The sequence below is a fragment of the Brevundimonas sp. C43 genome, assembly GCF_030732185.1.
GTDB classification, from domain to species: Bacteria; Pseudomonadota; Alphaproteobacteria; order Caulobacterales; family Caulobacteraceae; genus Brevundimonas; species Brevundimonas diminuta_C.
The window spans coordinates 2,048,683-2,068,689 of the sequence record NZ_CP132231.1 but is presented as its reverse complement, the minus strand read 5'-3'; the positions used below and the strand labels follow the sequence as shown (position 1 = coordinate 2,068,689).

Annotated in this window: 17 protein-coding genes; 13 read left to right on the top strand and 4 right to left on the bottom strand. The window is 65.1% G+C overall.

Annotated features, from left to right (window positions below; genetic code table 11):
- Positions 1-3: 3 nt before the first annotated feature.
- Complete coding sequence (locus Q9R14_RS10450) at positions 4-567, top strand: demethoxyubiquinone hydroxylase family protein (RefSeq protein WP_306002334.1); 564 nt, start codon at positions 4-6, stop codon at positions 565-567.
- 208 nt (positions 568-775) lie between these two features.
- Here Q9R14_RS10450 and Q9R14_RS10445 read toward each other — a convergent pair whose 3' ends face one another.
- Complete coding sequence (locus Q9R14_RS10445; protein ID WP_306002333.1) at positions 776-1,978, bottom strand: acetyl-CoA C-acyltransferase; 1,203 nt, start codon at positions 1,976-1,978, stop codon at positions 776-778.
- Between the two features lie 143 nt (positions 1,979-2,121).
- The gene (locus Q9R14_RS10440; protein WP_306002332.1) at positions 2,122-3,030 is read right to left on the bottom strand and encodes an SDR family NAD(P)-dependent oxidoreductase; all 909 of its coding nucleotides are present in this window, start codon (positions 3,028-3,030) and stop codon (positions 2,122-2,124) included.
- 154 nt (positions 3,031-3,184) lie between these two features.
- Between Q9R14_RS10440 and Q9R14_RS10435 the strand changes: the two genes are divergently transcribed.
- The 6 genes from Q9R14_RS10435 (at position 3,185) to aguB (ending at position 11,566) form a co-directional block, all read left to right on the top strand.
- A complete protein-coding gene (locus tag Q9R14_RS10435; RefSeq protein WP_306002331.1) occupies positions 3,185-4,339 on the top strand; it encodes an OmpA family protein in 1,155 nt (384 codons plus the stop codon).
- A 48-nt stretch (positions 4,340-4,387) separates the two neighbouring features.
- On the top strand, positions 4,388-4,627 hold the full coding sequence (locus Q9R14_RS10430) for a hypothetical protein (protein WP_306002330.1): 240 nt from the start codon (positions 4,388-4,390) through the stop codon (positions 4,625-4,627).
- Positions 4,628-4,866: 239 nt separating this feature from the next.
- Positions 4,867-5,988: a capsular biosynthesis protein gene (locus Q9R14_RS10425; RefSeq protein WP_306002329.1), complete on the top strand. Its 1,122-nt coding sequence runs from the start codon at positions 4,867-4,869 to the stop codon at positions 5,986-5,988.
- 165 nt (positions 5,989-6,153) lie between these two features.
- Complete coding sequence (locus Q9R14_RS10420; RefSeq protein WP_306002328.1) at positions 6,154-9,555, top strand: carboxypeptidase regulatory-like domain-containing protein; 3,402 nt, start codon at positions 6,154-6,156, stop codon at positions 9,553-9,555.
- A gap of 131 nt (positions 9,556-9,686) precedes the next feature.
- Entirely contained in the window at positions 9,687-10,706 is a 1,020-nt protein-coding gene (locus Q9R14_RS10415) for an agmatine deiminase family protein (RefSeq protein ID WP_306002327.1), read from the top strand.
- On the top strand, positions 10,703-11,566 hold the full coding sequence (gene aguB, locus Q9R14_RS10410) for an N-carbamoylputrescine amidase (RefSeq protein WP_306002326.1): 864 nt from the start codon (positions 10,703-10,705) through the stop codon (positions 11,564-11,566). Before Q9R14_RS10415 ends, aguB begins: the two co-directional genes overlap by 4 nt.
- Position 11,567: 1 nt before the next feature.
- Here the strand turns inward: aguB and Q9R14_RS10405 are convergent, their stop codons facing one another.
- Positions 11,568-12,308 carry an alpha/beta hydrolase gene (locus tag Q9R14_RS10405; protein WP_306002325.1) on the bottom strand — a complete coding sequence of 247 codons (741 nt, stop codon included), beginning with the start codon at positions 12,306-12,308 and terminating at the stop codon, positions 11,568-11,570.
- Positions 12,309-12,379: 71 nt separating this feature from the next.
- Between Q9R14_RS10405 and Q9R14_RS10400 the strand changes: the two genes are divergently transcribed.
- The 6 genes from Q9R14_RS10400 (at position 12,380) to rplT (ending at position 18,193) form a co-directional block, all read left to right on the top strand.
- Positions 12,380-13,357, top strand: a complete 978-nt coding sequence (locus Q9R14_RS10400; RefSeq protein ID WP_306002324.1) for a glycosyltransferase family 9 protein — start codon at positions 12,380-12,382, stop codon at positions 13,355-13,357.
- Between the two features lie 125 nt (positions 13,358-13,482).
- A complete protein-coding gene (infC, locus tag Q9R14_RS10395) occupies positions 13,483-14,004 on the top strand; it encodes a translation initiation factor IF-3 (RefSeq protein WP_055752751.1) in 522 nt (173 codons plus the stop codon).
- 123 nt (positions 14,005-14,127) lie between these two features.
- Positions 14,128-16,110 carry a S9 family peptidase gene (locus tag Q9R14_RS10390; RefSeq protein ID WP_306002323.1) on the top strand — a complete coding sequence of 661 codons (1,983 nt, stop codon included), beginning with the start codon at positions 14,128-14,130 and terminating at the stop codon, positions 16,108-16,110.
- Positions 16,111-16,137: 27 nt separating this feature from the next.
- The gene (locus Q9R14_RS10385) at positions 16,138-17,424 is read left to right on the top strand and encodes an MFS transporter (RefSeq protein ID WP_091748941.1); all 1,287 of its coding nucleotides are present in this window, start codon (positions 16,138-16,140) and stop codon (positions 17,422-17,424) included.
- Positions 17,425-17,586: 162 nt separating this feature from the next.
- Positions 17,587-17,784: a 50S ribosomal protein L35 gene (gene rpmI, locus Q9R14_RS10380; RefSeq protein ID WP_003166435.1), complete on the top strand. Its 198-nt coding sequence runs from the start codon at positions 17,587-17,589 to the stop codon at positions 17,782-17,784.
- A gap of 55 nt (positions 17,785-17,839) precedes the next feature.
- The gene (gene rplT / locus Q9R14_RS10375) at positions 17,840-18,193 is read left to right on the top strand and encodes a 50S ribosomal protein L20 (RefSeq protein WP_017506327.1); all 354 of its coding nucleotides are present in this window, start codon (positions 17,840-17,842) and stop codon (positions 18,191-18,193) included.
- A 91-nt stretch (positions 18,194-18,284) separates the two neighbouring features.
- Here the strand turns inward: rplT and Q9R14_RS10370 are convergent, their stop codons facing one another.
- Positions 18,285-19,880 carry an ATP-binding protein gene (locus Q9R14_RS10370; protein WP_306002322.1) on the bottom strand — a complete coding sequence of 532 codons (1,596 nt, stop codon included), beginning with the start codon at positions 19,878-19,880 and terminating at the stop codon, positions 18,285-18,287.
- Positions 19,881-20,007: the final 127 nt, after the last annotated feature.

Here is a 20,007-nt window from a genome sequence, read left to right as displayed (position 1 = left end):
GCGATGAGCCATTCCATTCCGCTTCCCCGTCCCGGTCAGGGCGCCGACAAGGCGCGGATGGACGAAATCCTGCGTGTCGATCACGCCGGGGAATATGCGGCCGTCCTGATCTATCGCGCCCAGAAGGCGGTGTTTGAAGGGCGCAAGGGGCGTGACGGCATCGCCCACGACCTGTCGGAGATGCAGGACCAGGAGGCGGTCCACCTGGCGCGCTTCGAGCGGCTGCTGAACGAGCGGCGGGTGCGGCCCACGGTCATGACGCCCCTGTGGCGCATCGCCGCCTCGGCCCTGGGCGCCGGCACGGCCCTGATGGGTGAAAAGGCCGCGCACGCCTGCACCGAGGCGGTCGAGAGCGTGATCGAGAAACACTATGCCGACCAGATCGCCGAGATCGGCGACCGCGACCCGGCCCTGGCCGCCGAGCTGAAACAGTTCCGCGACGAGGAGCTGGCCCACCACGACCACGCCATCGAACACGGCAGCCGCGAGGCGCCGGCCTATCGGCTGCTGTCCAGCGTGATCAAGGCGGGGTGCCGGGTCGCGATTAAGGTCAGCGAGCGAGTTTAGTTTTCTTCGTCATCCTCGGGCTTGATCCGACGATCTATTCTTTCGTCATCCTCCGGCGAGCGTAGCGAGACCGGGGGGCCGGCGGCGGCGTAGGCGATCTGCGCGCCACACGATCCTGAACGCAAACTCCGCAACAGGTTCGCGCTCTCGCGCGCCGCTGGGTCCCCCGGTCGGCGCCGCAAGCGGCTTGCCGGAGGATGACGAGAACTCAAAAGATCTCGAACAATCCCGCAGCCCCCATGCCGCCGCCGATGCACATGGTGACGACGCCGTATTTGGCGCCGCGACGCTTGCCTTCGATCAGGACGTGGCCGGTCATGCGGGCGCCGGACATGCCATAGGGGTGGCCGATGGAGATGGCGCCGCCCGAGACGTTCAGCCGGTCGTCGGGAATGCCCAGCGTGTCCTGGCAATAGAGAACCTGGGCGGCGAAGGCCTCGTTCAGCTCCCAGATGCCGATGTCGTCGACCGTCAGGCCGTGCCGTTTCAGCAGTTTGGGCACGGCATAGACCGGGCCGATGCCCATTTCGTCCGGCTCGCAGCCGGCGACCGCCATGCCGCGATAGGCGCCGAGCGGTTGCAGATTGCGCTTCACCGCCTCGCCGGCCTCCATGACGACACAGGCCGAGGCGCCGTCCGACAACTGCGAGGCGTTGCCGGCGGTGATGAACTCGCCCGTCTCGATCTCCTCGCCGCCGCCGAACACGGGCTTCAAGGCCTCCAGGCCTTCCAGCGTCGTATCGGGACGGTTGCCCTCGTCCTTGGACAGGGTAATCTCTTTCGATGAGGTCTGGCCGGTGGCCTTGTCCATGACCAGTATCGTGGTGGTCATGGGCACGATCTCGGCGTCGAACCGACCGGCGTCTTGAGCGGCGGCCGTGCGCTGCTGGGATTTCAGCGCATATTCGTCTTGGCGGTCGCGGCTGACGCCGTAGCGGCGCGACACCACCTCGGCCGTCTCCAGCATCGACATATAGATGTGGGGCGACAGCTTCAGCAGCGCCTCATCCTTCATCCGGTACAGGTTCATATTTTGGTTCTGGACCAGGGAGATGCTTTCCAGCCCGCCGCCGACCGCCATCTTCTGCTGATCGAAGACGACCTGTTTCGCCGCCGTGGCGATGCCCATCAGGCCCGAGGCGCACTGACGATCCAGGCTCATGCCCGGAACGGAAGAGGGCAGGCCGGCGGCGAGCGCGATCTGGCGCGCGACGTTGGTGCCGGTCGAACCCTGCTGCAGGGCCGCGCCCATGATCACGTCCTCGATCTCTGCCGGATCGACGCCCGCGCGCTGGACCGCATGTTTCACCGCATGGGCGCCGAGCTGCTGCGCCTGGGTGTCGTTGAAGGCGCCGCGATAGGCGCGCCCGATCGGGGTGCGGGCGGTGGAGACGATGACGGCTTCGCGCATGGGCTTTCCTCCTGGGCTATCGCCCTTTGGGCTACTTGAGCCCATTCTTGTTTGGCCTACCGCGCTTCGCGCTGCTTGGGGCCGGTTTCCTCTGAAGCGAAGTTAGCCGCCTCACGTCGCGTCAACGCAAGGCGCCTTGTTGTTCAACCGCCGTGGGCCTTCTGGGCCTTGGTCAGTTCGATCATGCCTTGGGCGGCGCCCATCTCTGGGACGATCTCGCCGGCGCGGTCCGAAATGGCGTCGAAGCGGGCGGCGACCTGTTCGGGGGCGTTGTCCCCGGTGACGAAGTCGCCTTGCGTCAGGGTGACATAGGCGCGTTCGAACCCGCCGGCGCCGGCGGCCAGGATGGCTCGGCTCGGCGCATCCTGGCTGACCAGGTAAAGCAGGCCCGGCGTGACCAGGGCCGGGGCCAGCGCCTCCAGCGGCAGGGCGGCGCCCAGATCCTCGGTCATGCGGGTGTGGGCGGTGGGCGCCAGGCAGTTGACGCGGATGTCGTTCTTGGCCCCCTCGATCGACAAGGTCTGCATCAGACCGACCAGCGCCATCTTGGCCGCGCCATAGTTCGACTGGCCGAAGTTGCCGTACAGACCCGAGGACGAAGTCGTCATCACGATCCGGCCGTAGTTCTGCCCGCGCATGATCTCCCACACCGCCTTCGTGCAGTTGACCGCCCCCATCAGGTGGACGTCGACGACGAAGCGGAAGTCCTCGATCTCCATCTTGGCGAAGGTCTTGTCGCGTAGCACGCCGGCGTTGTTCACCAGAATGTCGATCCGGCCCCATTTCGCCATAGCTTGATCGACCATGGCCTGGACCGCCGCATAGTCCGTCACCGAGGCCGCATTGGCGATTGCCTCGCCGCCGGCCGCCTTGATTTCCGCCACGACTGATTCCGCCGCCGTCGCCGACCCGCCCGAGCCGTCGCGCGCCCCGCCCAGGTCGTTGACCACCACCTTGGCTCCGCGCGCCGCCAGAGCGAGCGCGTGTTCTCGCCCCAGGCCGCCTCCGGCGCCCGTCACGATCGCCACCTGTCCGTCAAACCGCATCGCCATATTCGTTTCCTTTCGCAGGCGCCCAATGTGTTGAAACGGCGCCACAGTCGACACAATCGTAACTCAAGCGCGGAACCGTGCGCCAGCCACGCCGTTCGGTCGGGTGAATGCTGTGCTATTGTGCAGCTTCGCGCATTCACACAGTGAGGAAGCTATGAAGATTAAACTTCTCGCCTCTGTCGCCGCAGCCGGGCTGTTCGCAGCTGGCGCCGCATCGGCAGAACCCAATGGTTGGTACGGCGCCATCGACGCCGGCTACCACATGATCGACGATATCAACGCTGAATCGTCCACGACCGGCGCCAACTGGAACTGGGAAGTGAACGACGGCTGGGCGGCGTTCGCTCGCCTCGGCTACCGCTTCAACCCGAACTGGCGCGTTGAACTGGAAGGCGGCTATCGCTCGGGCGACATCGGTCGCGTTCGCGCCGTCACCGGCACCCAAGGCCTTTGTAACCTGACCCCGGCGACGGGCGGCTGCTTCTCGCCCGAAGGTGACATCGAATCGATGACCCTGATGGCTAACGTCATCTATGACTTCGGCTTCGAATACTGGGGCGTTCGTCCGTTCGTCGGCCTCGGCGCCGGTGTGAACCAGGTGAAGACCGATACGATCGGTGGTCTGCGCGCCAACCGTGCAGCCACGTTCGCTGTCGACGACGATTCGACCAAGTTCGCCGCTCAGGCGATTGCCGGTCTGGCTTGGGCCATCAGCGACCGCGCCAACATCGACCTGACTTACCGTTACCTAACGGGCGACGCCAACTTCGCCTCGACGACGGTCGGCACGGGTGCAGGCGCCACGCAGTTCGGCGAATGGGACGGCGACTACGATCAGTCGCACACCGTGACCCTGGGTCTGCGCTACAGCTTCGGCGCGGAAGACGCTCCGCCGCCGCCGCCTCCTCCGCCTCCCCCCCCGCCGCCGCCTCCTCCGCCCCCGCCGCCCCCGCCTCCGGTCGCTCAGACCCCGGTCGCTCGCCAGTTCGTCGTTTACTTCGACTGGGATCGCTCGGACCTGACCGCGGAAGCCCGTTCGGTGGTGACGCAGGCCGCAAACTACGCCAAGTCGGGTCGCCCGACGCGCGTCCTGATCGTGGGCTACACCGACACCTCGGGTTCGGCTGCCTATAACCTGGGCCTGTCCAACCGTCGTTCGCGCACCGTCGCGGACGCGCTGGTCGCCTCGGGCGTCAACGGCGGCGTGATCGCCCTCGACGGCAAGGGCGAAACCAACCTGGCCAAGCCGACCGCCGACGGTGTGCGCGAACCGCTCAACCGCCGCGCGACCATCGACATCAACTTCTAAAGCTTTAAGGTTGCTGGTTGGGATCACCCAACCAGCAACCTGTGAAGCATGGAAGTCGTCGTTCCAAAGACATCGAGCCGTCGTCGCCTTCCCGGCGGCGGCGGCTTTGATGCTAGAAAACAACGCTCAAACGGCCACGTTTTAAAATTCCTGAACTTCGGGCGTTTTCGATTGATCGCGAAGGATGGTCGCGACAAAAGGGCGACGATGCCCTTTGTCGACAAACTCTTCGGTTGCAACGGCCGTGCCGAAGCGGTTTCTGTTTCGTCATTGTACCGGTGGGCGTGATGATGGACGTGCGTTCGTCTTCTCGAGTTCTGTCGGCGCGGCGTCGTCGGCGTTATCGATTAAGGGCAGATGACGTTCGGCCCAGCGTATCTCTGCGGCTGCATACAGCTGCGCTTCCCCAGACAACAGCCGTCTCTGCATTCCCCGCGACACGACAAGGTGGTCGACATGGCCTGTCGGGCCGTCGTTTTCTGATCGTTTCCGCCCCCTTCGGATCGTTCGGAGCCGCACTGGCCTCCGTGCTCGAATCGCGTGGGGCGGTCATCAATCGCATGATCTTCAATGCCGGCGATGCGATGAACTGGCGCAGACCGGGTGGATTGGTTTTTAAGGATACGGCGAGATCCTGGTCCGATGGTCTGGCGCACATCGTCGCGGATTTCAGCGACGTCATCGTCTTTGGCGAGGCCGGCGCCTACAACCGCGCGGTTCTGGCGGCAGCCGACACCCTGAACGCTCGTGTCTGGGTTCTGGAAAACGGCTATTTTCGTCCTGATTGGGTCACGGTCGAGCGCAATGGCGTAAACGGCTCAAGCGCGCTGCCACGCTTCCGCGACGGATATCCCGAGCCAGCGCCGCAATTGCCCGAGCCTGTCGCAGTCGGAAAAATCCTGCCGCACCATGTCGCCAATATCAGCGCGTATCATACGGTGCAGGTGGCGGGAAAAGCGTTCTTCCCAAACTATACCGCGCCCTATGTGTTCTCCCCGTTGAAGCAGTGCCTGGGCCATGTTCGACGCTACATCAGCCTGGCCTTCCGTCGACCCGAGAATTGCGACGCCGACATCATCCGGGACAGAGGTGAGTTCTTCATCGTCTGCCTGCAACGGGAGGGCGATGCGCAGCTGCTGCGCTATTCCCGATACGCCGACAATCGCGCCTTCTTGACGGCCGTCATCACCAGCTTCGCCGCACACGCGTCGCCTGAGATGCGGCTGGTGGTCAAGAACCATCCGCTGGATCCGGGCTTGGTCAATCTTCGCGCGGTCACAATGCGGCTTGCTCAGGAGCATGGGCTGGCGGGACGCGTCGATTTCATCGATGGCGGCAATCTGGCAGCGCTGTGCCGTGCGTCGCGAGGCATGGTCGTCAACAACTCCAGCGCCGCCTTGTCGGCGCTGGGTTTCCACACGCCGGTCAAGGTTCTGGGCGACGCCTTCTTTGACTTCGAGGGGCTGACCGACCAGAAGCCGCTGGACGCTTTCTGGTGCGCGCCGGAGGCTCCCGACAGCGCCTTGTTCACGCGGTTCCGCGCGCATGTGATCGCCCAGAGCCAGGTGAACGGCAACTATCATGAGCCGCACGCCATCGTGCCGACAGCCCACGGAATTGCGGACGTCTTCGAACGGGCAGCTGATTAGCGGTAGCCATACGCGGTGTGGCGCCCAAAACACCCTCCGCGCCTGTCATATTACCGTTACATAACTGTCGTCCTAGGTTCTGACATCCGCCCTAGAGGGGGCTGGATTGCGACATGTCTCGAACATGTCCTCGACCAATTTCGGTCCACCAGCTGGGGATAGCTAATGACCTTCCGCAAACTGGCGTACGGCGCTTCGGCCGTCGCCATCATGATGTCCGCCTCGACTGCGGTCTATGCTCAGGAAACCACCGGCGCCATTCGCGGTCGCGTTTTGAGCGCCGACGGCGCCGGCGTGGCTGGCGCATCCGTCACGCTGGTCCACCAGCCCACCGGCACGACTGCGACGACCGTGGCGGATGGAAATGGCTTCTACTCGGCGCGCGGCCTGCGGGTCGGCGGCCCCTACATGATCACGGCGTCGTCCGCTGAAGGTTCGGGCGAAGCTCAACTGTCCGGCATCAGCGTCGGCGACCCCGCCAATGCGGACATCGAACTGTTCGCCAACACCGTCACCGACGTCGTTGTGGTCGGCACGCGTCGTTTCGCCAATGATTTCGGTGCCGGCTCGGCCTCCAACTATGGCGCGAACACGATCGGTTCGCTGCCCTCGATCAGCCGCGATCTGAAGGACACCGCGCGTCTTGATCCGTTCGCGACGATCGACCCTTCGAACGAAGATGCCCTCTCGTTCGCCGGCACGAATACGCGCCTGAACCAACTGACCGTCGACGGCATTCGCCAGAACGACGAGTTCGGCCTGAACGGCAATGGCTATCCGACGCAACGTTCGCCGATCTCGCTCGACGCCGTCGAAGCCGTCAACGTCTCGGCCGCTCCTTTCAGCGTCATCAACAACGGCTTCATCGGCGGTTCGATCAACGCCGTGACCAAGTCCGGCACCAACAATTTCAGCGGTTCGGCCTTCTATGAGTACAGCGACGACGCCATGCTGGGCGATCGCTACTGGGGGTATGACAACCGCACCCGCCTTAACGGCGCGCCCAACCTGGCCTATGGCTACAATAACCTGATCCCCTACGTCCGCACCTTTAAGGAAAAGACCTGGGGCGCGACGCTGGGCGGTCCGATCATCAAGGATACCCTGTTCTTCTTCCTGTCCTATGAGAAGTTCGAATCCGAGTTTTCGCTGGATGAAGGTCCCGTCGGATCGGGCTTCTCTACCGAAGTTCCGCGCATCACGACCGGCGCGATCGAAACCTTCCGTCAGGCCGCGCAGGCGCGTTACGGCTACGACACGGGTTCGTTCGTCAACAATGCCCCGCCGGTCAACGACGAGAAATATCTCGCCAAGGTCGACTGGAACATCAACGAAAATCACCGTCTGGCCCTGACCTATCAGGAAACCCAAGGCACCTCGTTCAACGGCAGCACCAGCTCGGTCTTCCCCAATGGCGATTCGGTCACTCAACCGCGCGTCGGCCTGGAATCGACCCAGTATCTGAAGGACGAGCGCCTCACGACGTACAACGCCCAGCTGAACTCGCAATGGACGCCGAGCTTCTCGACCGAACTGCGCGTGGGCTATAAGGAAACCGAGACTACCCAACTGCCCACGGGCGGCCTTGGCGTTGGTCAGGTGACTGTTAACGTCGCCGACCTGCCGGGCGTTCTGGCCGGGTCGGGAACGCCGCAAATCCAGTTCGGCGCTGACAACTTCCGCCACGACAACTATCTGTACAGCGAGAACACCAACGCCGAGCTGATCGCGCGCTATAACATTGGGTCGCACGATATCCTGGCCGGCATCCGGGCAGAGAAGCGCGACTTCCTGAACGTCTTCGTCTCCCAGTCGCTGGGCACCTGGACCTTCAACAGCTACAACGACTTCGTGAACGGCAACGCCGCCAGCCTGTTCATTCGCGGCGCCGTCAATCCGGCGGGCGGCACCGTTCCGGCCACCTTCGGCACGGCTCGCAATGGTGCGGTCGAGTTCGGTTACGACCTCAACTCCGTTTACGCCGAAGACAACTGGCAAGTGACGGATAGCCTGCGCGTCAGCTATGGCCTGCGTTACGACTGGTTCGCCATGGATGACGCGCCGGTGCTGAACGCCAACTTCGTGTCGCGCCAAGGCTTCGCAAACACTGCGAACCTCGATGGTCAGGATCTGTTCCTGCCGCGCTTCGGCTTCAACTGGACGCCGGGCGAGTGGACGGTGTCGGGCGGCATCGGCCGGTTCTCGGCCATCGGCACCAACGTGCAGATCGGCAACCCCTTCGGCAACGACGGCGCGCGCATCACCAACTCGGTCTGCACTGGCCCGCTGACGGGCATCACCAACCTGTCGCAAGTTCCTGCCGGGGCGAACTGCACCTTCACGCCGGGCAACGGCAACGTGGTCGCTCTTGACCCCGATTTCGTGACGCCCAGCGCCTGGAAATACAACCTGACCGTGGCGCGCGACTTCCGCCTGCCGCTGATCGAAGACTTCCGTCTGCAAGCCGACCTGCTTTACAACCAGTTTGAGAACGCACTGTACTACAAGGACCTGCGCGCCCTTCAGACCGGTACGGCGCCGGACGGTCGCCCCGTTTACGGTCGCACCACGACCGGCACGATCGGCGCCAACCAGTTCGATCTGCTGCTGACCAACCTCAAGGACGGCGGCTACTCGGCCTCGGCGGCGATCACCGCGCAGAAGAGCTGGAAGGAAGGCGTCTTCGAGGGCCTCGACGTTCGCGCGACCTACACCTACACGGAAGCCGAAGACGGCAACCCGATGACCAGCTCGCAGCCGGACTCCTCGTTCGTTCGCTTCGCTTCGTCGGACCACAACAACCCGGCCCTGGCGACCTCGGATTACGAAGTCCGCAATCGCCTGTCGGTAAACGTCAGCTGGGCCCGCGCCCTGTTCGGCGACAACGAAACCTCGGTGAACGTCTTCGCTCAGCGTCGTTCGGGCCTGCCTTACTCCTTCGTCTATCACAACAGCCGTTCGGGCAACTTCGACAACGACTTCGGCAATGCCGTGCCGCAGTCCTATTCGGGCGCTTTCGGCACCTCGAACCAGCTGTTCTATGTGCCGCAGACGGACGCCAACGGTGTCGTGACCGCGACCAGCGATCCGCGCATCACCTATACCGGCATCAACCTGACGGACTTCAACGCCTTCCTGAACAACACCGGCCTGATCAAATACGCGGGTTCGATCGCCCCGCGTAACGGCTTCCGCTCGGCGGCGGTGACCACGGTTGACCTGCGCCTGTCGCAGGAAATCCCGGTCGCGTTCGTCCCGACCGGCAAGATCAAGCTGTATATGGACGTCGAGAACTTCGGAAACCTGCTCAACGACAAGTGGGGCGTGACCGAGCAGTATCCGTTCTATCGCGGCGTCGGCACGGTCGTCCTCAACTGCCAGACGGCGGGTGGAGCCACCGCGAACTGCGGCGCTCCCGGCGCGGTCTACAACTACTCGCAACTGCAGACGCCGAATCTGGCGCAGGGCGGAACGAACAACGCTCCGCGCGACGAAGCTCGTCGTCCGCAACAAATCCTGCCGGCCTCGACCTGGCAGATCAAAGTCGGCGCCAAGATCTCCTTCTGATCTGACGCGCGATCTCCAGAAGAAGGGCGGCCCGTTCGCGGGCCGCCCTTTTTCTTGGCTGACGTTGAAGTCGGGGGCGCTTGGGGCCATATGGCGCGGCTCCGAGTTCGGCCCTTCCTGAGGACGCCCGCATGACCGATCCGATCACTGCCGCCATCCCCGCAGAATGGGCGCCGCACCGCGCCATGTGGGTGGGTTGGCCCAGCCATGCGGAATATTGGTTCGAGGCGCTGGAACAGGCGCAGGACGAGGTCGAAGGGATGGTGCGGGCTTTGGCCGGTCCGGGTCGCGAGCAGGTCAAGCTGATGGTCGGCAAGGCCGAGGTGCTGGCCGACGCCCAAGCGCGTTTTGCGGGTGTGGCCAATGTCGAGGTCGTGGCCGGCGAGTTCGGCGACGTCTGGCTGCGCGACACCGGGCCGATTTTCGGCGCGGGATCCAAAACGGCGGCGGCGTTCAAGTTTAACGGCTGGGGCGGGAAATATGACATGCCGGGCGACGACCTGGTCGCCGGCCAGATTGGCCGACATGCGGGCGTGGACCTGACCTGGAACGACTTTGTCATGGAGGGCGGGTCGCTGGATCATGACGGGGAGGGGACCGTTCTGACCACGCGCCAATGCCTGCTGAACCCGAACCGCAATCCCGCCTGGAACCAGGATGAGGCCGTCGCGGCGGCGGCGCTGGAAAGGGCGGTCGGCGCCAAGGTGGTGGTGTGGCTGGGCGACGGTTTGCTGAACGATCACACCGACGGGCACGTCGATAATCTGGCGCGGTTCGTCGCGCCAGGCGTGGTCGCCTGCCCGGTCGCCTGGGGGACGAACGACGTCAACGCCGACGTCTATGACGCGACGGCGCGCGATCTGGCCGCCGTGACCGATGCGGCGGGCCGTCCGCTGAAGGTCGTGCGCATCCCGTCGCCGGGGCTGGTGCTGGACGCGGACGAGCGCCCGATCCCGGCCAGCCACATGAACTTCCTGATCGCCAACGGCGCGGTGATCGTGCCTACCTATGGCGATGTGCGCGCCGCCGACATGGCCTGCCAGGCGTTGAAGGATGCCTTCCCCGATCGCGAGATCATTCCGCTGCCGTCCAACGCCATCCTGACCGGCGGCGGCTCGTTCCACTGCATCTCCCAGCAGGAGCCCGCATGACCCGCAACATCACCGTCGCCGGCATCCAGACCTCGTATGGCGAGGACATGCAGGCGAACATCGACAAGACCATCGCCTTCGTGCGGGCGGCGGCGGGGCGGGGCGCGCAGGTGATCCTGCCGTCGGAGTTGTTCCAGGGGCCATATTTCTGCGTCTCGCAGGAAGAGCACTGGTTCACCCAGGCCTATGAGTGGCGCGAACATCCGTGCGTCACGGCCATGGCGCCGGTGGCCAAGGAACTGGGCGTGGCCATTCCGGTCTCGATCTTCGAGAAGGACGGGCCGCAGTATTACAACTCGCTGGTCATGTTGGATGCCGACGGCGAGGCCTTGGGCGTCTATCGCAAGAGCCATATCCCCGACGGCCCCGGCTATCAGGAGAAATACTATTTCCGGCCGGGCGACACGGGCTTCAAGGTCTGGAAGACGCGCTTCGGCAAGGTCGGGGTCGGCATCTGCTGGGACCAGTGGTTCCCGGAAGCGGCGCGGGCGATGATGCTGATGGGCGCCGATGTCCTGATGTATCCGACCGCCATCGGCACCGAGCCGCATGATGCGACCCTGCACACGGCCGAGCCGTGGCGGCGGGCCATGCAGGGACACGCGGTGTCCAACGCCGTGCCGGTCGTCGGCGCCAACCGGATCGGTCATGAGCGCGTGACCGAGGTCGGCCAGACCTTCTACGGCCATTCCTTTATCGCCGATCAGCAGGGCGAACTGGTCGAGCAACTGGGCGCTGAGGAGGAGGGGGTGCTGGTGCACCGCTTCGATCTGGACGAGCTGGACAAATACCGCGCGGCCTGGGGCTTCTTCCGCGATCGACGGACGGACCTGTACGGGGCGCTGACGGGTAAGGGCTGATTTAGCCCCGCATCGCCTCGACCGCCGCGACCAGTCGGTCGAGGTCCGCCGGCGTCGAGAGCCGGTGATCGCCGCCCTCGATCAGGTCCAGGCGCACGTCGCCGCCCGTCAGCCGTTCGACCAACTCGACCTGATGTCGCCACGGCACGACGTCGTCGGCGCGGCCTTGCAGGATGTGAACCGGCGCGGCGACGTCGATCACGCCGTCCAGCAGCAGCCAGTCGCGCGCCTCTTCGAACATACGCCGCGTCAGGACATATTCGCCCAGCCCTTCCTCGACGATCAGGGTCTCGCCCTCGCGCAGAATGGCCTGGCGCTCGTGGTCCGCCAGGCCGGGCCACATCAGCCGTTCGGTGAAGTCCTGGGCCGGATTGACTAGGACCAGCCCCTTGATCCGGTCCGGCCGCGCCAGGGTCGCCAGCAGCGTGACCCAGCCGCCCATCGAGGAGCCGACCGGAATGACCGGGCCGGAAAGACTGTCGATCAGGGCGACGGCGTCCTCGCGCCAGCGGCCAATGGTGGCCTGTCTCCAGTCGCCGGAGGACTGGCCGTGGGCGAAGTGGTCATAGCGGACGAAGTTCCAGCCGCGTTCGCGCGCGGCGACGTCCAGGGCCAGGGCCTTGGTCCCCTCCATGTCCGAACGAAAGCCGCCGACCCAGATCACGGTCGGGCCGTCGCCGTCGACGCGTTTGAAGGCCAGGGTTTCGCCGTCGGGGCGGGACTGGTGCTGGATGTCGCTCATGCGGATGTTCTGCCCGGACTTTCCGCCGTCGTCACCCTTGACCGCGACGCGCGATGGCGGAACACAGACCCATGTCCGCACCCCAGGTCCTGTTCGTCACCTCCAACCGCATCGGCGACTGCGTCATCTCGTCGGGCGTGATCCGCGAGATCGCGCGTCAGGTCCCGGGGGCCGAGATCACCGTCGCCTGCGGCCGGCCGCCCGCGCCCTTCTTCCGCAATGCGCCCGGCGTGGTGCGCACCATCGTGCTGGACAAGAAGAAGCTGTCTGGCCACTGGCTCGATCTGTGGAAACAGGTCGTCGGCACGCGCTGGGATTTGGTGATCGACATCCGGGGTTCGGCGCTCAGCTATCTGATTCCGGCGAAGCGGCGCATCGTCTATAATCGCTCCTGGGAGACGGGCCTGCGCAAGGTCGAGATGGTGTCGCGGCTGATGGGTTCGCCGACGCCGCTGGATCCCGAAATCTTCCTGGACGATCAGGCGCGGGCCGAGGCCGCCGCCGTGATCGATCCGCAGCTGGCGGGCGGCGCGGGTCCCGGCCCGATAATCGCCCTAGCCCCCATCGCGCATCAGCCGGGCAAGAGCTGGCCCGCCGATCGCTGGGGCGCGCTGGTCGAGAAGCTGAAAGCCGAGCCGCGCTTCAACGGCTGGCGCTTCATGCCGGTGGGCGGGCCGGGTGACCGGCCCCCGGCGACCCCGGCTTTGGAAGCTGCTGGCCATGCAGAGCAAGGAGGGCGCGGCATCGATTTCGTCGGCAAGGGCGACATCCTGGCCTCGGCGGCCGCCATCGACCGGGCCGATCTGTTCGTCGGCAACGATTCGGGTCTGATGCACGTCTCCGCCGCGCTGGGCCGTCCGACCCTGGGTCTGTTCGGGCCGACGGAATGGTGGCTGTATGGGCCGTGGGGGCCCAAGACGCGCACGGCGGCGTCCAACGAGACGCGCGGCCAGTTCGCGCCGATCGAGGACCTGACGGTGGATCACGTCTTCGACGCGGTGCTGGCGCTGCATGACGCCTACATCGTCGAAACGCCTGCGAACCCTTGAAAAATCGGGGCTCGCGGCGCATATTGCCGGCCTTGAGGGGAACGTGGCGATCGCCGCGTGCATTCGCTCATCACGACATATGCCTTCTCTGACCACATAAGGAAACGACGCCCATTCGCCGTCCCATGCAAGCGCCACCCGTGAAAGACGGGCCGCGTATGAACCAGGATATCCGCGCCCCTCGCGTTCTGCTCATCGACCAGAACGGCGAAAAACAGGGCGTCATGCCCACCTCCGCTGCTCTGGAAGCCGCCGAGGAAGCCGGGATGGACCTGGTCGAGATCGTCTCCACCTCCGAGCCGCCGGTGGCCAAGATCCTCGATTACGGCAAGCACCGTTTCCAGGAACAGAAGAAGAAGGCCGAGCAGCGCAAGCGGCAGAAGGTCGTCGAACTGAAGGAGATCAAACTCCGTCCGAACATCGACACCCACGACTATGAGGTGAAGGCCAAGGCCATGCACCGCTTCTTCGAGGAAGGTGACAAGGTCAAGGTCACCCTGCGCTTCCGCGGTCGCGAAATGGCGCACCCCGAACTGGGCATGAAGCTGCTGAACAAGGTCCAGGCCGACTTCGACGAAGTCGCCAAGGTCGAGTTCTCGCCCAAGATGGAAGGCCGCCAGATGATCATGATCCTGGCCCCGCGCTGATCGCGATCCATCGCTGAATACGAAACGCCCCGGTTTTACGACCGGGGCGTTTTGTTTTTGCGCATCTGCCGCTTGCGTAAATCTGCGTCTTCTGGTTGAGCCTTGCCTTGAGTGGGGGCGTTCATGCTGAAGTCTGGTCTGTCGGGGTTGATCCTGGCCGTGGTGAGTGTCGCCGCCCTGATGGGCGGCTCGGTTTCGGCGGCCCTCGCACAGAACGCACCTCCCCCCATCGATGTGTACGCCGCTTCTCCGGCCGTGGAATTGATGGAGCTTTCGCCCAGCGGAACGCTTATCGCCCGCATCGTCGTGACCGGTGAAGAGCGCGCCATCGCGGTCACAAATATCGACACGGGCGAGCATCTATTCGCCTCGACCATCGGTCAGGCGAAGGTCCGCGATCTGCGCTGGATCGGCGAAGACAAGGTGCTGATCATCAGCTCCCAGACGCGTGCGCTGCATCTTTTAGGCATCCCGCGGTCCGAGCTCTATTTCGGCGTGATACTGGACCTTAAGACCCAGAAGCTGGCGCGTGTTCTGGACCGCACGGACGATGTTCTTCCGGTTCTCTATGGCGGCGCCCAGATCCGCGACACCGCCCAAGGGCCTGCGCTGTTCGCGCGTGCGCTCAATCTTTATAGCGGCCAAGTCGATCTCTTCCGGATCGACCTGACCTCGGGCCGGGGGCGGTCCGTCGCGCCTATGGACTGGGACACCGAAGACTATGTGTTGGACGCCGAGGGCGCCGTTATCGCCATGTCGACCTACGTCGAGCGTAGCGGTCGCTGGACCTTGATGCTGCCGAACGGCCGTCGCTTGCGCGATGCTTGGTCAGTGAACGCTCCACTCGATCCTCCGGCGTTGCTCGGCATGGGGCGAACGCCGCGTACGATTCTTGTCGCTGCGGATCGGCCTGATCTCGCCGCCGCCGATCCGGAGAGCGAAACGGCCAACAATCTGTTCGAGGTCGATATGGACACGGGTGTCTGGACCGAACTGCCATTCGAGCATCATCCCGACAACCTTTTGCGTCATCCTCAGACCCGCCTCCTGATCGGCGGGTCACGCACCGAAGACGATGGCGTGCGTTACGAGTTCATCGAGCCCGCCTCCGCCAGCCGATGGCGTTCCATCACGCGGGCCTTTGGCGAGAAGGTGCCGCAGTTGGTGTCCTGGAACGCAGATCAAAAGCGGATTTTGGTCTTCACCGACTCAGGCGAATCCGGCCTCTATCAACTCGTTGATTTCGACAGACGAACGGCTGACGCCCTGGCCTTCGCCTATCCAGACATTCCGCCCGAGAAGGTCGGCGCTGTGCGACACATTCGCTATACCGCCGCAGATGGGCTGGACATTCCGGGCTATCTGACCCTGCCGCCTGGCGTCGCAACGCCGGAGAAGCTGCCGTTGATCGTGCTGGCTCATGGCGGCCCCGCGTCGCGCGACGTGATGGGATTTGACTGGTGGGCCCAGGCCCTGGCATCGCGCGGTTATGCGGTGCTGCAGGCCAACTTCCGTGGGTCGGACGGCTATACGCGGGCCTTCATGGAGGCGGGCTATGGCGAATGGGGCCGCAAGATGCAGACGGATCTGTCGGACGGCGTGCGTTTCCTGACAGAGCAGGGCATCGTCGATCCCGAACGCGTGTGCATCGTCGGCGCAAGCTACGGCGGCTATGCCGCCATGGCTGGTTTGACCCTGGACAAGGGAGTCTATCGCTGTGGGGTCGCCGTCGCCGGCGTGTCCGACCTGCGCCGCATGGTCAACTGGGAGGCGCGCCAGGAAGGACGGCGCGAAAGTCAGACCGTTCGCTACTGGAACCGGTTCATGGGCGCGGCGCGTCTGAACGACCGGGCGCTGGACGCTCTATCGCCGGCCTATCTGGCCGACACGGTCGATAAACCGTTGCTGCTTATCCATGGCCGCGACGATACGGTGGTGGCGATCGAGCAGAGCCGCGTCATGGCCGAGGCGATGAAGCGGGCAGGCAAGCCGGTCGAACTGATTGAACTGGCTGGCGAGGACCATTGGCTGTCGCGCGCCGACACGCGCCAGCAGATGCTTCGTGAGACGGTGCGGTTTCTTGCGGCCAACAATCCAGTCGATTGAGGCAGGGGGTCGCGCTAAGGCTGCGACATGACCGTGAACCCGACCCCGCCCAAGCTCAAGACGCCGGCGCTGGCCGTGCTGTTTGCGACGGTGTTTATCAATCTGGTCGGGTTTGGGCTGGTGGTGCCGTTGCTGCCGTTCTTCGCCCAGAGCCTGAAGGCCGAGGCGTGGCAGATCACGCTGATGTTCTCGGCCTATTCGCTGGGTCAGTTCTTCGCCGAGCCCTTCTGGGGGCGACTGTCGGATCGGATCGGACGAAAGCCCGTGCTGTTGATGACCCTGATCGCCAATGCGCTGGGCTATCTGATGCTGGCCTTCGTGCCTAACATCTGGCTGGCGATCGCGGTCAGGCTGTTCACCGGCCTTGGCGCGGGCAATATCTCGACGGTTCAGGGGTATGTGGCCGATGTGACCCCGCCCGAGCAGCGGGCCGGGCGGATGGGTCTGATCGGGGCGGCGTTCGGCCTGGGCTTCATCGTCGGTCCGGGCTTAGGTGGATTGCTGACGCAGCCGCAGCTGGGACGGTTGGGCTATCAGCTGCCGATCTTCCTGGCGGCGGCGCTGGCGGCGGTCGCGGCGGTCGGCGTCGTCGTCTTCCTGCGCGAGAGCCGGGCCAAGGCCGATCCCGCCGCCCCGCGTCCGGCCTTTTTGGCGGGGCTGAAGGATGCGCGCGACAATGCGGTGGTGTCGCGCGTGCTGGTCGTGACCCTGATCTATATGGCCGGCTTCTCGGCGATGGAGAGTGTGTTCGGCCTGTGGTCCGAGAGCCGCTATCAATGGGGCGCGCGCGAGGTGGGGCTCAGTTTCATGATCGTGGGCATCGTCTCGACGCTGAACCAGGGGTTCTTCGCCGGGCGGCTGGCGCGGCGGTTCGGCGAATCGCGCGTGCTGGCCACCGGCATGCTGCTGTTTGGAACTTCGCTGGTGTTGCAGGTGCTGGCGCCGGTCGCGTGGTTCCCTGCGACGCGGCTCGAGCTGGGCGCCCTGACGATCCCGGTCGTCCAGGGCTGGATCATTCCGATCGTGATGGCGATCGGCGCGTGCGGCATGTCGCTGGCCATGCCCAACATCTCGGCCATGATCAGCCGCGCCTCGCCGCCTGATCGGCAGGGGGCCATGCTGGGTCTGAACATGGCTTCAAGCTCGGTGGCGCGCATCTTCGGGCCGATGATCGCGGGCGCACTGTTCTCGGGGCTGGGGCATGACTGGCCCTTCGTGATCGGGGCGCTACTGACCATCCCGGCGGCCCTGATGGCGATCAACGCCGGACGCGTCATTCGCAGCGGAGAGGGCGGCGTCAAAGCCCCGGCCTGACTCGTCTTGCAATGGCGGCGCTCTTCACGTAGAAGCCGCGCCTTCGCGTACCGAACCGCCAGGCGAACAGGCATGCCTGGGCGGTTCTTAAACTCTGGAGAGACACCTCCCCACGGGCTCAAGTAGTCCAAAGGACGGTAGCCCTCCAAAAAGGAGACTGAAATGCCGAAACTGAAGACGAAGTCGGGCGCCAAGAAGCGCTTCAAATTCACGGCCACTGGCAAGGTTAAGGCCGGCGTTGCGGGCAAGCGTCACCGCTTGATCAGCCACAACTCGAAATACATCCGCCAGAACCGCGGCACCTCGGTCATGGCCGACGCCGACGCCAAGAAGATCAAATCCTACATGCCGTACGCCTGATCGGCGCGCGCTGTACGACTGATCTCCATCCCAAAGAATTTGAAGGAATAGCGACATGGCTCGCGTTAAACGTGGCGTAACCTCGCACGCCAAGCACAAGAAGGTTCTGGAGCAGGCCAAGGGCTTCTCCGGCCGCCGCAAGAATACCATCCGTACGGCCAAGGCCGCCGTCGACCGCGCCGGGCAATACGCCTATCGCGACCGTCGCGCCAAGAAGCGTAACTTCCGCGCCCTGTGGATCCAGCGCATCAACGCCGCCGCCCGTCTGGAAGGCTTCACCTACAGCCAGTTCATCAACGGCCTGAACAAGGCCGGCATCGAACTGGACCGCAAGGTTCTGGCCGCGATCGCCGCCGACGCGACCGGCTTCAAGGCCGTCGCCGACAAGGTCCGCGCCGCCCTGGCTTAAGGGCCGCGCTCAAGCCGCGAGCGATCGCGTCGCGAGCGTAGCGCAACAAGAATGACGCCCGCTCCGGTTTCCGGGGCGGGCGTTCTTCGTTTCAGGCCGCCTTGGGGACATGCGATGCCTGGCTCTGCGCCAGCACCATGCGGATGGCGTTCAGAAGGGCGTCGGGCTGGATGGGCTTTTGCGCCACCCCGTTCATGCCTGCGGCGATATAGTCCAGCTCGTCGCGCTCGTCGGCGTTCGCCGTCAGGGCCAGGATCGGCAGGGCGCCGGCCGGGCCGGGCAGGGCGCGGATGGCCCGCGTCGCGGCGACCCCGTCCATCACCGGCATCTTGATGTCCATCAGGGCCAGGTCGAACCGGCGCGCGCTGACGGCATCCACCGCCTCGCGCCCATTCTCGGCCATCTCGCAGGTGCAGCCGAACATCTCCAGCAGCTTGCCGGCGACGAAGCGGTTGGTGGCGTTGTCGTCCACCACCAGCACATGCAGCGTGTCGTGCGGGGTCGGCTCAGCCATGGCCGGAGCGGGCGCCGCGCTCTCGGTCGCGACGCGCAGCGGCAGGCGCACCTGAAACCGCGCGCCGCCCTGGGGCGAGGCGCCCAGCGATATCGCGCCGCCCATCCGTTCGGCGATCTGACGACAGATGGCCAGACCCAGGCCCGCGCCCGCCCCCTCGCGCCCGGCCTTTCCGGTGTTGAACGGGTCGAAGATGGTCGCGGCCGCCGCCTCGGGCACGCCGGGGCCGCTGTCGTCCACGGTGAAGATCACCTCGCCGTCGGCGTGGCTTTCGATTAGCGCGACGACCTCGCCCGTCAGGGTGAACTTCAGCGCATTGCCGATCAGATTGTTGAGCAGCTGCTTCAGCCGCATCCCGTCGGCCTGAACGCAGGGAACGGCCAGGTCGGTGCGGATGGTCAGGGCCAGGGCCTTTTCCTCGGCCCGCGCGCGCCACAGGGCGTCGATGTCGAAGGCGACGGCCGCCAGGTCCAGCGGCTCCTCCTCCAGCGTCAGCATGCCGGCCGAGGCGCGCGACATGTCCAGCGCGTCGGTCAGCAGCCGCAGCAGGCTCTGGCCCGAATCGATCACGGTGCGGACGTAGGGACGCAGCTCTTCCTGCTCCAGCTTCTTGTCCATCAGGGCTGCGACGCCCAGCACGCCGTTCAGGGGCGTGCGGATCTCGTGGCTCATCACCGCCAAGAACTCAGACTTGGCGCGGCTGGACGCGACGGCCTCGGCCTCGGCCAGCGCCAGGTCGCGGGCCAGGGCGCTCATCTCCTCGGCCCGCTGGCGGTGCAGGGCCGCGCCGGCCTGCACCACCTGCAGCGCCGTGCCAACGCCGACGTAGCGGCCGTCCGCCACCACGATGAAGCCCGTCAGCAAGGCGCCCAGTTCCGCCGCGCCATAGGTGTGGAAGAAGGCCTCGGCGCTGGTCGCCGCCTCCGCCACCGGCGCATTGCGGTCCATCAGGCTTTCGGCGGGCTTTCGGGCATAAAGGGCGCGTCCGAACTCGGCCGCCATCCTCAGGGTGAAAGCGTTGCGCTCGATGATGCCGACGGGCCGGCCATCTTCGTCGACGACGGCCAGGGCCAGGGTGTTCGGCTCGCTCTGGAACCGTTCGAACACATCGGCGCCCGGCGTGGACGGGGCCACAGGCGCGATCAAGTCGACGAAATCACCGATCAGCGGCATCAAGATCCTCGCAAGTCCGGAGGCCTGATTAGACGCTGATATTTAACGCCAGCTTTGCCGTTCATGAACCTTTCGCGGCGGCTTTTCGACAGTCGATCCGTGGGCGGATGGAAAGTCCGGATTGCGC